Raw genomic sequence first — 14,192 nt, 5'->3', positions numbered from 1 at the left:
GGGCGACGCGAGCGGCGGGTCGCGGGTCCCCCACCCCTTCGCGGAGGTCGCGGTCCGCGTACTGGAGCGTTTCATGCCCCTGCCCGAGCAGTTCGACCTCCAGCAGCGACCGGATCTCCTCGGCGGCCGACCGCAGTTCCGCGAGGAAGATCCGCAGCAGCGGGTTGCGGTTGGTGGACCGGGTGGCGACCCCGATGCGCCGGTGCAGTCGGGGGTGGTCCAGTCGGCAGACATGCACGCCGGTGGTGTCGCCGAGTCCGAGGGCCGGGACGAGTGCGATGCCCATGCCCGCGCGGGCCAGATTGATCGTGACCTGATAGTGATCGCTGCGGCAGCGGACCCGGGGCCGGAATCCCTCGGCCGCGCACGCGCGTTCCAGGACCGGTTCGCCGGTGTGGCCGCCGTGCGTACCGATCCAGCTCTCCCCCTCCAGGGCGGCGAGCCGGACCGTGGCGTGCCGCCCGAGGCGGTGGCGCAGGGGAAGGACCACCAGCTGCGGCTCGTCGAAGAACATCTCCACGTCCACGGCCGCCTGTCTGCACCAGGGGTCCAGTGGGTGCTCGAAGACGACTGCGGCGTCCAGCCGGCCCGCCTCCAGGTCGGGCACCAGCTCGTGCGGCTGCCCGAGGATCAGTTCCAGCTCGACCTGGGGCCGGTTCGCCGCGAACCCCGAAAGGGCCCGGGGCAGCAGCTCCAGGCCCGAGGACGCGAAGAAGCCCAGCCGCAGGACACCGGCCTCCCCCTCGGAGTGCGCCCGCAGGTCGTCCTGTGCGACGGCCATCAGGTCGGCGACCGCCTGCGCGTGCTCGGCCAGTCGCACCCCGGCAGCGGTCAGCCGCAGGCTCTGCGGCTGACGTTCCACCAACGCCACGCCGAGCTCCTGCTCCAGCCGGGCGAGTTGATGCGAGATCGCGGACGGGCTCAGATGCAGCGCCTGGGCCGCGGCCACAATGGTGCCGGTACGGGATATCTCCAGCAGGACGAGCAGTCGGGCACTGTTCAGCATCGGGTCAGATTAGGCCGTGCCGACGCGCTGCGCCGCTCCGGCACCGGACCGGGCCGAATCCGGCGCGAGGAGCCCGGCAGGCTCGTCCACGTCCAGGCGCAGCAGGTCCGCCTCGGTCTCCCGGCGCACCACCGTGCGGGCACGGCCGTCGCGTACGAAGACGACGGCGGGGCGCGGCAGCTTGTTGTAGTTGGAGGCCATGGCGTATCCGTAGGCGCCGGTGACCGGCGTGGCCAGGAGATCGCCCACCGCGACGTCCGCGGGCAGGGCGGCCTCGTCGACGATCACGTCGCCGCTCTCGCAGTGCTTGCCGACCAGCCGTGCCCGCATGGGCCGCAGGGCGCGCGGGCTGCGCGGCAGGAAGACCTCGTAGCGGCTGCCGTACAGGGCGGGTCGCAGGTTGTCGCTCATCCCGCCGTCCACACCGATGTACGTCCGCACGCCCTCGATCCGCTTGATCGTGCCCACCCGGTAGAGGGTCAGCCCGGCGCGGGCGGCGATGGACCGGCCGGGTTCCACGGTCACCGAGGAGCCCCAGCCCGCATCGCGTACCGCGGCCCGCACCCGGGCCGCCCACTCGGCGAACGACGGCGCGGTCTGTCCCGCCTCATACGCGACGCCGAGGCCGCCGCCGACCGTGAGCCGTTGCATCCGTGTGTCGACCGCGAAGCGGGCGACGGCCGCGGCGCCGGCCGCGAGCTCCGCCGTGTCCAGTACCTGCGAGCCCACATGCGCGTGGACGCCTTCCAGGATCATCGCCGAAGAACCGGCGGCCCGGCGCACGGCGGCCGCCGCGGTTCCGCCGGCGAGGCCGAAGCCGAACTTCGAGTCGTTGCCACCGGTCCGGATCGCTTCGTGCGCACCGGCGGCCACTCCCGGCGCCACCCGCAGCTGGATCCGGACGGGCGGCAGGTGTTCCTCTGCGTGCAGGCGCTCGATGCGGTCCATCTCGTCGAAGCTGTCGACCACCACGTGCCGTACCCGGGCCGACATCGCCGTGCGCAGTTCCGCGTCGTCCTTGTTGTTGCCGTGCAGGACGATCCGCCCGGCCGGCACCCCGGCGTGCAGCGCGACCCGCAGCTCGCCGCCGGAGGCGACATCGAGCAGCAGCCCCTCTTCATGGGCCAGCCGGGCCATGGCCGTGCACAGGAACGCCTTGGAGGCGTAGGCGACGTTGTCCCGGCCGAAGGCGGCGACCGCCTCCTGGCAGCGTCGGCGCAGATGCTCCTCGTCGTACACGAAGAGGGGTGTTCCGAAGCGCCGTGCCAGTTCGGTGAGCGGGACGCCGCCGACGGCCAGCCCTTCCGGACGGAATTCGGATGTGCCGGGCAGCAGGCCCGTTTCGATGGCTGACGTCATGCGTTCCTCCCCGGAAGCCGGTCCGCAGCCATCCTGCGGCCTGAGCAGGGGGTCATAAAAGCGCATTCTTCTATGGCTGAGCCTCATGACTTTCGATGCTCGCGCGGTGCGGATCTCTCTGCCCGCAGAGCGATGCTGGAACCGGGATCGGGCGCTGCGGCGGCCTGGCCGCAAGTCCTGGGTCCGCGCGCCGACGAGATCTGGCTCCTCCGGTACGACGCCGCCCCCGACTCGCTCGTCCACTGGTTCGGTGTCGCCGGCTCCACCACTACGCGTGCGATCGGTGTTGCGGCCGCTGCAAGGGGCGTTCACACGGTGGCTCCTCCGTCGACGGGGATGCACGTGCCCGTGATGCCGGAGCCGGCGTGGGAGGCGAGGAGCAGGACGGCGGCGGCGACCTCCTCGGGCCGGGTCAGGCGGCCGGTCGCGGTGCGGCCGGTGAAGTGGCGGACCAGACCGGGGTAGTCGGTGCCGAGCACACGTGCGGCCCGGGGGCCCTGTTCGGTGAACCAGTCGGTCTCGACGGCCCCGGGGCACACGCAGTTGGCGGTGACTCCGTACGGGCCCGCCTCTTTGGCCAGGACCCGGGTGAGCCCGATCAGCGCATGCTTGGCGGCGGCGTAGGCGCACAGGCCCGGGTCCGGGTCGCGGCCTTCCATGGAGGAGATGTTGATGACGCGGCCGGAGCGCTGTGGGATCAGGTGGGTCAGGGCGTGGCGGGTGGTGTAGAGGGCGGAGTCGAGGTTGAGGGCGAGGGTCCGGTGCCAGGTGTCGTCGGTGATGTCGGCGACGGTGGCGAAGTCGGTGGCACCGCCGACGTTGTTGACGACGATGTCGAGGTGCCCGTAGCGGTCCACCGTCTCGTCGACCGCGCGTTCGGCGTCGGCCCGGTCGGTGGCGTCGGCCACGCACAGGGTGATGTCGTCTCCGGCGTCGAGGCGGGCGAGGGCGGCCCGGCCGCTCTCCTCGGAACGGCCGGTGATGACGAGCCGGGCACCGTGGGCGTGGAGCGTGTGGGCGATGGCCAGGCCGATGCCGCGGGTGGCCCCGGTGATCAGTGCGGTGCTGCCGGTGAGGTCCATGGGTTCTCCCGTCGTGGGGCCGGATGGCGGGTGGTGGGTGGCGAGGGTGACGGTGTGCGGTGTCCCGGGCAGGCGCAAGGAGAGCAACTGCCAGCCGAGGGGTGCCGGGTCCCGACCCAGCCGGGCCAGGGAGAGCCGCGGATGCAGGGTGATCTCCACGTCGACGAGGGCGCGCAGCAGAGACCAGCCCAGGGCCTTGGCGATGGCTTCCTTGGCCGTCCACAGGGTGAGGAACTCCGCCCTCCGTACGGTCGCGGGCCGGCGGGCCAGCGCAGCACGCTCGCCCGGGCGCAGGGCGTACCGCAGCAGGTTCGGCGACGGCGGGGAGGCCAGGTGCTCGATGTCGATGCCGATCCGGGTGCCGTTCCGGGGCGCCGCGATCAGTGCGGCCACGGTGACGGGGCCGCAGTGGGCGGCGGTGAGGCAGTGGGGAGGCAGATTCTGTTCCGGTGCGAGTGCGGGGCGGCCGAGCGGATCGCGGACCACGGTGACGGTGTCGGCCGGGCGGTCGTGCCGCGCCGCGACGGCGTGGCGCAGCAGGACCCGGCCGGGTACGGGACGCGGCTGCGGGGCGATGTACCACCAGAGGCCGACCGGGCCCGCCGCGGTGGTCACCCGGCGGTGGTGGGCGTCGACGAGTGGGTGGCGCGTCGGCGTCACGGGGCGTCGCCCTCGGCCCGGTGGCCGTCCCCGGCGGGTGTGGTCGCGGTGGTCGGGGTGGCCGAGGTGTGGGGGCGGACCGGGACGCGGGCCAGGACGGTGGCGCGCATGCCGGAGATCTGGGCGACGACGCGGCCGTCCTGGGTGGTGGCGGTGCTGGTGTCGGTGGCGGGTGAGTGGTGGAGCCGCAGCCCGTCGGGGTGGGTCCGGATGAGGTCGTAGTCATCGCCGGTCTCGTACAGGGCGATGCGTTCGATGTGCTGGGGGACGGCGACGGGGTGGTGTCCGTCCGGGGTGGGTTCGAGGGCGGGGGTACGGGCGAGGCTGTCCAGGAGGACGGCCGGGGTGGAGAGTCGGGGCAGTGCCGACAGCTGCTCCGGGTCGGGACGCCAGCGGGCACAGGTGCCCGAACCGGTGGTGCGGCACTGGTCGGTCGCGCGGAAGGCGCCGGTGAGCAGGACCGGGGAGGCGGCGTCGTAGTACGGATCGTCGACCGTACGGCGGGTTCCGGCGAGCGTGCCGTACGGCTCGGGCAGCGGGATCGGGCCGCCCAGGCGGACGGTGGCGCGGACGTGCTCCCGGTCGTGCGACAGGACACGTCCGTCGGGGGCGATGACGTCCGAGCGGATGGTCACACCGACCGAGCAGGCCGTCCTGGTGCCGCGACGGCGGGCCTCGACGCGGAATCGGGCGGGTCTGCCGTCGGTACGGGCGCGGACCCAGGCGCTGAAGGTGAGGCCGTCGACACCGCGTGGTGGCAGATCGGGAGCGAGGGCACGGGCCGCCTGGACCGCGATGTCGGCCAGCATCACGCCCGGCACGGTGGGTTTGCCGTCCACCAGGTGGTCGCGCAGGAAGCCGTGGGTGTCCAGGTCGAGGCTCAGGTGCCAGGTGGCGTGGTCGGCGTGGCGGGTGACGGGGTCGCCGAGCAGTCCCGCCGGGGTGTCGCCGGGCGTTCGGGGCGGGACGTCGTCATCGGTGGGACGTGTGGTGGCAGCGAGGGCTGCCGGGTGGTGCCGGCCGCTGTTCCCGGTGGCGCGCAGGCCCGGGAAGCGGGCGTCGAAGGAGCGGTGTTCTGCCTCGCCGACGAAGGTGACGTGCCTGTCCGTCCTGCCCGCGTCGTGGCTGCGGCGACGCAGCTCGGTCAGGAAGTGGGCGACTCCTTCGGCGGTGGTCATGCGGGACAGGCGCGCGGTGCGTGCGGTGTGGGACTGGACGATGGCACCGGAGCCGAGGCCGGTCTCGTCCCAGACGGTCCAGGAGATGGTGAACTCGCCGTCGTCGCCGACGAGCGCGGCGGCCGACAGGAAGTCGTTGGCCGGGGAGTAGTCGCTCTCGCCGGGCAGGCCGGCCACACCGGTGACCGAGCCGAAGTTGCACCACAGGCGCGGGGCGAGTGCGCCGGTGAACGCGGCGCGCAGATGGTGGTAGCCGGACAGTTTGACGTCGCGGATGCGGCGCATGCCGGGCAGGGTCTTGCGGGTGATGTCGCCCGGGTGGTGCAGTCCCGCGCCGTTGACGAGCAGGTCGACGTGGCCCTCCCGGGCGCGGACGGCGTCGGCCAGGACTCGTACGGCGTTCGCGTCCGTGACGTCGCAGGTGTGGAAGTGGACCTGGTCGGCGCCGCACAACTCGCTCAGGGCCCGCAGGGTCAGGGCGGACTCACGGGCGTGCAGGAGACGGTCGAAGGCGGCGCTGATCTCGCCCACCGGACGCCCCTGCGTCCGGGAGCGCTGATCGGCGATGTAACGGGCGCGCGCCGCGGGCAGGTCCTGGTCGGGGCTGCGCAACAGATCGTCCGGTACGTCGTCGGGACGGCTCGACCCCACCAGGTGGACCCGCAGGGGCAGGTGATGTGCAAGGCCGAGCAGGCAGGCGGCGGTGATGCCGCGGGCGCCGCCTGTGGCCACGACCACCGCCCGGGGAGCGAGCGGCAGGGCCTCGCCCGCCGCGGGAGGACCGTGCTCGGTGATGCGCTGGACGAAACGGGTGGCGCCGCGATGGCGGACCACGGGCAACCCATCCGCTGGACGGGCGAGCTCGTCCTCCAGAGCGGCCAGTAGGCCCGGTACGGCCGAAGGTCCGGCACCGTCGGCGACCACCGCGCGCACGGTGCAGTCGGTCAATTCCCAGGCCAGGGACTTGACGAAACCGGTGAACAGATGGGCGTGCGGGGCGGCCTCCTCGCCGAGGAACGGCGCCGTCACCCCCACCGCGACGGAGCCGCCCGCGGCGATCCGGTCGCGCAGTCGGCGCACCGCCCAGAACGCCGCCTCCTGCACGGCCAGTACGCCGGCGGTGGGCGGGGCGGGCCATGCGGGTGCGGAGTGCAGATCGGCGACGACCCGCAGATGCCGGAACCCCTCGGGGTTGTCGTGCAGGATGCGGTCGACGGCCTGCTGCGGGTCCTGGTCCCCGTCGACGGCGGCCAGGCGGCAGTGGACACCGGCCTCGACCTCGGCGCGCAGAGCACTCGCGTGGCGGGAGCCGGTGATGACCAGGGTGCGGGCCGGCAGCGGCCGTGCGCCGGTGCCGCACGGTCCGGCCGCCTCCCAGCTCAGGGTGTGCCGCCAGGTGACAGGGGCCGGGGCGCCTTCGGCAGGCCGAGCCGAGTCCGGAGCACCTGCGGTGGGACGGTCCGATGCCGCTGGTGCCGGAACCTTCGGCGCGGGGACCGGCACACGGCCGACAATGTGCCGCAGGGCAGCCACCAGGTCGTCGGCTCCCGGGTAGCTCCACCCGTCCGGTTCGCTGCGCCCGGTGGGAAGTCGGCCCAACAGGGCGTCGAGAGCGGCGAGGCGGGGCCAGCCGTGGTCGCGAGCGACGGAGGCCCGGGTGAGCACCAGGGCGAAGGCCCCTTCCGCCGGCTCCCGGGAACCGTCGATGCCGTGCAGGCGTGCGAACAGGGGCCCGGTTGCGCCGTTGACGCCCAGTACCAGCGCCAACTCCAGTTCCCCGCGCCGCAGGTGCGCGGCGGCGGCCCGGAGGGCGCTGCGGCCCGAGGTGAGCCCGGTATCGAGGGTCATCGTGGGACCGTGCAGGTCGTGCAGGGCGGCGACCCGGGCGGGGATCACGTTCGGCATCAGCCCGGCCAGGGTGTCCTCCCCCGGCCGGGTGCGCTCGCGCACCGCGTCGAGGAACGCCGAGGTGGCCTTCCGCAATACGGCACGGTCGAGTCCGCGGGGCAGCGGGCGCCACACCGCCTCGCCCAGCGAGGCGGCGTGGCAGCGGACCGTCGTGTCGGGCGACATGGCGGGGACACCGGTGTGGGCGGCGAAGACCCCGCAGGACTCCCCCAGTCCCTCCCACCAGGGCGAGGCGCCGGGCGGGACGAGTGCGGCGACGGCCTGCAACGCCATCAGCTGGGCCCGGTCGATGCCCTCGGCGGTGGGTGCGGGGATGGGTACCTCGGCGAAGGGCGGGAGCGGGTACCGCGCTCCGAACGAGCGCTGTGCCGCGGGGTTGCGCCCATCGGCCAGACGGCGTGCGACGTCCGCCGCGTCCGGGCTTCCGGGCAGATGGGTCGACCAGGCCACGACGACCACCGGATCGTCCTCGACGGGGGCGGGCAGGGAGGCCGGCGCGGCCTCGCCGGGCCGGGGTGCGTCCTGGAGCAGCAGATGGCCGTTGGTCCCGCCGAACCCGAAGGCCGACACTCCCACTGTCCGTGGCCGGCCGGCCGGGCGTGGCCAGGGCACCGGATCGGCCGGCACTCGCAGTGGCGGCGCTTCGTCAGGGCCGCGGTAGGGAATCTGCGGCGGGATCGTGGAGTGTGCCAGTCCCTGCAGGGCGTGGACGACCGAGATCGCTCCGGCCGCCCAACCGGTGTGGCCGAACACCGACTTGTTCGATGTGCACCAGGCTCGGGGCAACTGCTCCGACAGCACTCCGCGCTCGACCCGGTCGCCGACCGGTGTGCCGGTGGCATGGGCGACCACCCAGTCGATCTGCTCGGGCGTGACGCCGGACACGGCGCGGGCACGGGCCAACGCCCGTTCCTGGCCGCCGGCGTTGGGGGCGTGGACGGCCCTGCCACGTCCGTCGGACGCCGCGCCGAACCCGGCCAGCACCCCCAGGACGTGGTCGCCGTCGGCCCGGGCGGCGTCCAGCCGTTTCAGGGCGACGAATGCCGCCCCGTCGGCGAACAGCGCCCCGTCCGCGTCCGCGTCGAAGGCGCGGACCGCACCCGACCGGCTCAGACCGCGCAGTCGGGAGAACAACACGCTGTAGCGGGGGCCGAGGGAGAACACCCCGCCGCACAGGGCGAGGTCGCACTCCCCGTCCAGGACGGCGCGGGCGCCCAGGTCGATGGCGTACAGCGAGGAGGAGCACGCGGTGTCGACGACCTGTACCGGCGTCGGCTTGGGGAGCAGAGACGCCACGGCGGCGCGCAGGGCTGCCGGCGGCAGGTGCCCGGCCGGCACGCCCGCGTGCCGGTGCGCGGACCGCAGCCACGGGACGAGCAGCGCACGCAGCGCCTCGGGGTTCTCGGCCGTGCTCCCGTCCCAGTGCTCCACGATGCCGTCGGCGGCGGCCTCGACGAGCAGGCTCTCCTCCACATGCTGCGAACCCTCGGCCCAGGCACCGGCGAAGCACACGGTGCGGACATCGGCTCCGGACGCCAGACGCGGGGCGTCGCACTGAACGAGCGCGGCGCGCGTCCACTCGGTGAGGAAGTCCTCCTCGGCGTCCTTTTCGGCATCCTTCACGTTGTCCTCGTCGGTGTCCTTCCCGGGCTCCGGTACGGGGCGGACGTAGCCCGCGACCCGACTGCAGGTACGGTCCACGGCTTCCTCGGGCGACCAGAAGTGCTCCAGCGGAAACCGTTCTCCGGGCTCGCTGAACTGGGGGACGCCCTCCATCAGCCGTCGCCAGAACTCGTCCGGACTCCCGGCCCCCGGGGCCACCAGGCCCATGCCCACGACGGCCACCGTGCGTGCCGTCTCCGGCTCGGCGCCGTCACCGACCCGCACGGCTGCCGGTGTGGCCGGGTTCTTGTCCGCGGCGGGAGGCCGCGTGGCCGCCGCAGCCGGCTGGGGAGAGCGGACGGCCGGCGCGGGACCGGTCCGGGCCGGAGCCGGAGGAGACGGGGCGACGGATGGTGCGGGTCGGTGCGGAGTGAGCATGGCGCGGCCCACGGACAGTCCGCCGTCGGCCAGCAGGCACTGGCCGGAGATCCAGCGTGCCTGCGGAGAGGCGAGGAAGGCCACCAGCCGGGCGAGGTCGTCCTCGTGGCCCACCCCGCCGAGCGGGGCCGCCGCCGCACAGGTCGCCCGCAGGGCGTCCGCACCGGGGAAGAGCGCGGCCGTGGAATTGTCCAGCAGCCCGGCCGAGGCGGTGTTCACCCGGATTCCCGACGGGCCCAGATCGGCGGCCAGGTACCGGGTCATCGCTTCCAGCGCCGCCTTGCACACCCCCACCAGCAGGTAGTTGTCCATGGCCAGTCCGGCGCCGATGGACGAGACGTTCACGATGGCGCCGCCACCGCGCGCGGCCATCAGAGGTGCCGCCTCAAGCGCGCACCAGCGGGCTCCGTGGACATTGGTGTCCAGCGCCCGCTGCCACTCGGAGTCGGTGAGGTCGTGGAAGGGGGCGAACACACCCCGTGCGGCGTTGTTGACCAGGATGTCCACGCCGCCGTGCTTCTCGGCCAGGGCCGCGAACATCGCGGTGACCTGGTCGTGTTTGGCCACACTGGCCCGCCATGTCTCCGCCCGGCCCCCGGTGGAACGGATCGACGCGACGGTCTCCTCGGCGGCCTGCGGCGAGTGGAAGGAGTTGACCACCACGAGGGCCCCGTGCCGGGCCAGTTCACGGCTGATCGCCGCACCGACCCCCTTGCCTCCCCCGGTGACCAACGCGATCTTTCCGGCGAGATCCAGCGCTGCGGGCATGTCGGACCGGCCGCTCATGCCGGCACCCCCGTGCGTGTGCCGTCCGTGGGCAGTGTTCCCAACAGCCCGGCCAGCGCGTCCAGGGTGGTGTAGCTGGTCAGGCGCGAGCCGTCCGTCGGCAGGGCACGTCCGAAACGTGCGGCGGCCTGGGCGAACAGTTCGGTCTGCTTGATCGAGTCCACTCCCAGGTCCGCCTCCAGATCGGCATCGTCGGTCAGTACCTCGGGCGGATACCCCAACGCCGCCGCGTACAGCGACCGCAGTGTGGCCACGATGGACCGCCGGTCCGGGAGCACCTCCGCTCCCGGCAAGGCTTCCTCGGCCACGGTGGCGGTCCCGACTCCCTCACCCGGTAAGGCCGCGGTGGCCTTCCCTGCCCCGGTGACCACGACCGCCGTGGAGAGCGTCGTCAGGCCGCCCAGGGCCTGCGACAGCTCGGGTCCGCTCACCCGGCGTCGCAGCGGGGCGACGACCCTTACGTCCGGCACCGTCGCCGTCACGAGGTCGCTCAGCACACCGCGAGGTCCACACTCCACGAACACCCCCACGCCCTCCGCGTGAAGCAGGCGGACCGCATCGGTGAACCGCGTGGGCCGCACCAAGTGGGCGGCGACCAGCTCCGCCACCGCGTCGGTGCCGTCCACCCGCCGCCCCAGGATCGCCGAGTGCAGCAGATGTCGCGCCGGTCCGGCCCGCAGCGAGGTCGCCCGGCGGGTGAAGTCGCCGGCCACGGCGGCAAGCATGCGGTGGTGGAAGGCGTACGGGACCCGTAGCGAGGTCGCCCTGACGCCAACCGCCTCGGCGGCTCGCCGCACCCGGCCCAAGGGTTCGGCGGGGCCGGACACCACGCACTGACGGGGGCTGTTGTCCGCGGCCAGGGTCACCTCCCACTCCCCGAGACCCACCAGCAGTCCCTCGGCCCGGGAAGCGGACGTCTCCAGTGCCAGCATTCCGCCGCGCTCCGGCGGGCAGGCGGCGAAGGCCTCATCGCGGGCGGCCACCAGCGCCATGCCGTCCTCCAGCCCGTACACACCGGCCGCGGTCAGGGCCACCAACTCGCCGAAGCTGTGGCCCAGCAGCACGTCGGGAAAGATTCCATGACGCTCCGTCATTATTCGGAACAGCACCATCTCGGCGGCGAACAGTGCCGTGTGCAGGTCGGCCGGGGCCTCGTCCGCCAACTCGGACAGTGTCGGCGCCCGTTCGCCGAGCAGAAGGCGGGAAGGGACCCTCCGCCCGAGGCGGACGGCAGCGGCGTCCAGAAGGTGCAGTGTCTCCTCGACCAGGGGTTCATCGACAGCGAGCCGGGCGAGAGCAGCGGGCAGGTAGGCCCCCTGCCCCGGGAAGACGAAAGCGCAGCGCGCGACCACAGCAACTCCTCTGTACAGACAGTTACTTGGAAGATTCCGGAGAAGGCCGGCGCGCTATCCAGCCTGCGCGAGCAGGGACAAACGGCGCGGGACCGAAGAAGGGGAGAAGAAGCCACCGCCGACGGCCCCGTCCTCCGGGGCGCCGCACGGCACTGCTTGGAGGCCTACAGCGGGACATCTGCGAGGTGCGAGGTGACGTGACAGCTGGAACGAGAGCCAGGACGAGTACCGGTACTGAAAATGGAACCAGGGTGAACGCCCACCCCGTGCACACGCAGAGTCAGCCTACGGACGAGGGCACCCACAGTCGTCACCCACACGAGTGACGAGAGGGCGTCCGGAGCCACAATCTGCGCGCCGAACGCGCGGGTTGCCCCCGTTCACTCCCTCCGGGCGCCCCCGACGGCCACTCGGGCGGGGTTCTGTCTCCCCCTCACCTTCTGGCCGGTGAAGAGGCTCGATCACCGACGCTGCGTGGCAGTGAATCCCTGTTGCCCGGCTGTGGGCGCACAGCAACAATTCCTCGTGTGTCCGACACTGAGACTGCTTCCGTACTACGTCCTTATCCCAAGATCTCCGCGAGGGAACGGCTTGGCATGTCCGGGGCCCGGGAGTGGATCGCGGCGGAGAAGGTGCACGGGGCACACTTCGCGGTGGTCTGCGACGGCACCGGGGTCCATCCGGCGAAGCGGCGCGAGCTGCTGGGTGACGATGCGTTGGACGGTTTCTTCGGCGTGAGCAGAATCTGGCCGGCGCTGTCGGTGGCGGCGTCCCGTTTCGCCTCGGCGATGCGCGGTACGTGGGGCGATGCGGCGGTGGTGACGATCTACGGCGAGCTCGCCGGTGGATGCTACCCGCACGCGGATGTCCCCGCCGTCGCGGGAGCCGAGCCGGTACAGACCGGCGTTTGGTACGCGCCGGCCCTGCAGTGGCTGCCGTTCGACGCCGTGGCCGAGAAGGACGGGGGCCGGTGGTGGATCTCCGACGGTGTGCTGCGTGAAGCCGCGGCCGCCGCCGGGCTCATCTGCGTTCCCGCTGTCGGACACGGCTCGGTGAACAGACTCCAGGAGCTGCCCTGCGCCTTCCCCACCAAGGTCCCGGCTCTCCTCGGGCTTCCCGAGCTGATGGACAACCTCGCCGAGGGCTACGTCCTCAAGCCGGCCGGCGAATGGCAGGAGGCAGGTCCTGCGGGCGCCGGCATCCGCCCGGTGGTGAAGGTGAAGCAGAAGGCCTTCGCCGAGGACGAGCGCTTCGACGGCGCCCGTCCCTGTCCGGCACCGCCGCAGGGTGCGGCGGGTGTTCCCGCCTGGCTCCTGGTCCAGGCATCGGCACTGCTCACCCCTGCCCGCGCGGCCGCCGCGGTGAGCAAGCTCGGGCCCCACACCCCCGTGGACGCGGTTGCGGAGGAGATCACACGCGATGTGACCGAAGAGCTCTCCGAGGCCCTGGGAGGAATGGAGGACATGCTCCTGCGCGCTCTGGATCGGGCCCTCCGGCCCGGAGTGCACGTTCTGGTGGCGTTCGACGCCCAGGACCGCCACGCCTCACGCACCGACCGGCCGGGCAGGAACCGTGGACGATGACGCCGGCGAACAGCCGTGTGCCGACGAAGAGCTGGTGCCGAGGGTGTATGGACGAAGCGTCGTTGCCGTAGGGGCCTGACATCCTGCCGCCACCGACTACAACCATGGGCCGTCCGGATGGAGCGGGGCCGGGACGGACTGCGGATAGCCGATGGCGGCGATTTCGGCCGTCAGCTGTTCGAACGTCATATCGGAGTTGAGCGCCGCCACGACCTCTGGGGTCAGCGGGCGCAGTGCGTGGATGTGGCGTACGGCATCGAGGTCCACCGGGGTTTCGTAGTAGCCGCGGGCCCAGTCGGCGTACTCCTCGGGCGTACCGTCCACGAGGAAGGAGAACAGGTACGACGCCCCGTCGGGGTCGCTGCCTCCGGCGTCGTACTCGACCTGTCCCGTTCGCCACCGGTCGTCGCCGCTCTCGCGCCACAGGCAGGCCGTCACATGCGGTATCCCGCCGGCGGCGAAGGACGGCTCATCGACACAGGACCGGAACACCTCCGGCACCGAGTCCACGACTCCCGGCCAGACACTTCCGTCACCCGCGTACGGGCTCATGGGCGACTCGTGATCGAACCCGCGGATGTACACGCCCTCGGGCGAGAAGACGACCGAGTACTCGTCGCCTGCTCCGTTGTACATCCAGCCCAGTTCACGCCCCGGAGACCAGTGTGCGTCGAACCCGTGGCGGCGGTACGGGCTGCCGGGCGCGAGGATCGCCTCCGTCATCGCCATGGAACGGCACCGGTCACGCAGGGTCGGGATGTCCGGGAGCCGCCGTGCGACGTCATGAACGGTCATGCCCGCATTCCAGCAGACGCCTGTGACAACCGGCCGCCCGACCGTGGGTCTGCCGTGCTCCCGGCTCGGCGGCGCGAGGCCGACGACCGATCGGTGGCCCGATGGCGAAGTGCCAGGCTCAGTCATGGCGGGCAACCTGTCGCACGCACGTCGGGCGGAAGCCTCGGACGCCGGACCCGCGAACCGGCCGGAGCGCGGTCGGCAGGACGGAGCGTCCGTCCCCGGACTCGTCCGGCCACGCCGATGCAGCGGCTACACACGCAATACGCGCTTACGGACGCGGGCCAAGCGCTGCGGCACACCGTCCACGGCATGTGCGGATGGACGCGCCGGTACTTGGAACACATCGAGGAGTCCCGCGCCCGATTCGACCGGGCACCGCAACGGGCCGCGGCCCCACCCGTCAAGAGCCGACCGGCTTCGGGGTCGCAGGGCGGTCCATC

7 protein-coding genes are annotated in these 14,192 nt (G+C 72.7%); 1 reads left to right on the top strand and 6 read right to left on the bottom strand.

Features of this window, described 5'->3' with window-relative positions:
• From ACWCPY_RS27165 to ACWCPY_RS27145, 5 genes are all read right to left on the bottom strand, one after another.
• A partial coding sequence (locus ACWCPY_RS27165; protein WP_451269183.1) for a LysR family transcriptional regulator occupies positions 1 to 1,006 on the bottom strand: 1,006 nt, incomplete at its 3' end.
• 9 nt (positions 1,007 to 1,015) lie between these two features.
• Positions 1,016 to 2,365, bottom strand: coding sequence for a diaminopimelate decarboxylase (lysA, locus tag ACWCPY_RS27160; RefSeq protein ID WP_451269181.1), 1,350 nt, complete (start codon positions 2,363 to 2,365; stop codon positions 1,016 to 1,018).
• A 308-nt stretch (positions 2,366 to 2,673) separates the two neighbouring features.
• Positions 2,674 to 4,107, bottom strand: a complete 1,434-nt coding sequence (locus tag ACWCPY_RS27155) for a glucose 1-dehydrogenase (RefSeq protein ID WP_451269179.1) — start codon at positions 4,105 to 4,107, stop codon at positions 2,674 to 2,676.
• Complete coding sequence (locus ACWCPY_RS27150; protein ID WP_451269177.1) at positions 4,104 to 10,019, bottom strand: SDR family oxidoreductase; 5,916 nt, start codon at positions 10,017 to 10,019, stop codon at positions 4,104 to 4,106. Before ACWCPY_RS27150 ends, ACWCPY_RS27155 begins: the two co-directional genes overlap by 4 nt.
• Positions 10,016 to 11,371 carry an acyltransferase domain-containing protein gene (locus ACWCPY_RS27145; protein WP_451269175.1) on the bottom strand — a complete coding sequence of 452 codons (1,356 nt, stop codon included), beginning with the start codon at positions 11,369 to 11,371 and terminating at the stop codon, positions 10,016 to 10,018. Before ACWCPY_RS27145 ends, ACWCPY_RS27150 begins: the two co-directional genes overlap by 4 nt.
• Before the next feature lie 596 nt (positions 11,372 to 11,967).
• On the opposite strand from ACWCPY_RS27145, the gene ACWCPY_RS27140 reads away from it, so the two are divergent.
• Positions 11,968 to 12,954: an RNA ligase family protein gene (locus ACWCPY_RS27140; protein WP_451269173.1), complete on the top strand. Its 987-nt coding sequence runs from the start codon at positions 11,968 to 11,970 to the stop codon at positions 12,952 to 12,954.
• Between the two features lie 96 nt (positions 12,955 to 13,050).
• Here ACWCPY_RS27140 and ACWCPY_RS27135 read toward each other — a convergent pair whose 3' ends face one another.
• Positions 13,051 to 13,749 carry a hypothetical protein gene (locus ACWCPY_RS27135; protein ID WP_451269171.1) on the bottom strand — a complete coding sequence of 233 codons (699 nt, stop codon included), beginning with the start codon at positions 13,747 to 13,749 and terminating at the stop codon, positions 13,051 to 13,053.
• Positions 13,750 to 14,192: the final 443 nt, after the last annotated feature.

Source organism: Streptomyces sp. NPDC002403 (assembly GCF_053593015.1).
The sequence above is the reverse complement of the archived record's forward strand: the minus strand, read 5'-3'. Positions and strand labels throughout refer to the sequence as shown.

Excerpts from the sequence above, each read along its gene's own strand:
- ACWCPY_RS27150 (WP_451269177.1), bottom strand. The coding sequence starts at position 10,019 with ATGAGCGGCCGGTCCGACATGCCCGCAGCGCTGGATCTCGCCGGAAAG.
- ACWCPY_RS27140 (WP_451269173.1), top strand. The coding sequence starts at position 11,968 with ATGTCCGGGGCCCGGGAGTGGATCGCGGCGGAGAAGGTGCACGGGGCA.
- ACWCPY_RS27135 (WP_451269171.1), bottom strand. The coding sequence starts at position 13,749 with ATGACCGTTCATGACGTCGCACGGCGGCTCCCGGACATCCCGACCCTG.
- lysA (WP_451269181.1), bottom strand. The coding sequence starts at position 2,365 with ATGACGTCAGCCATCGAAACGGGCCTGCTGCCCGGCACATCCGAATTC.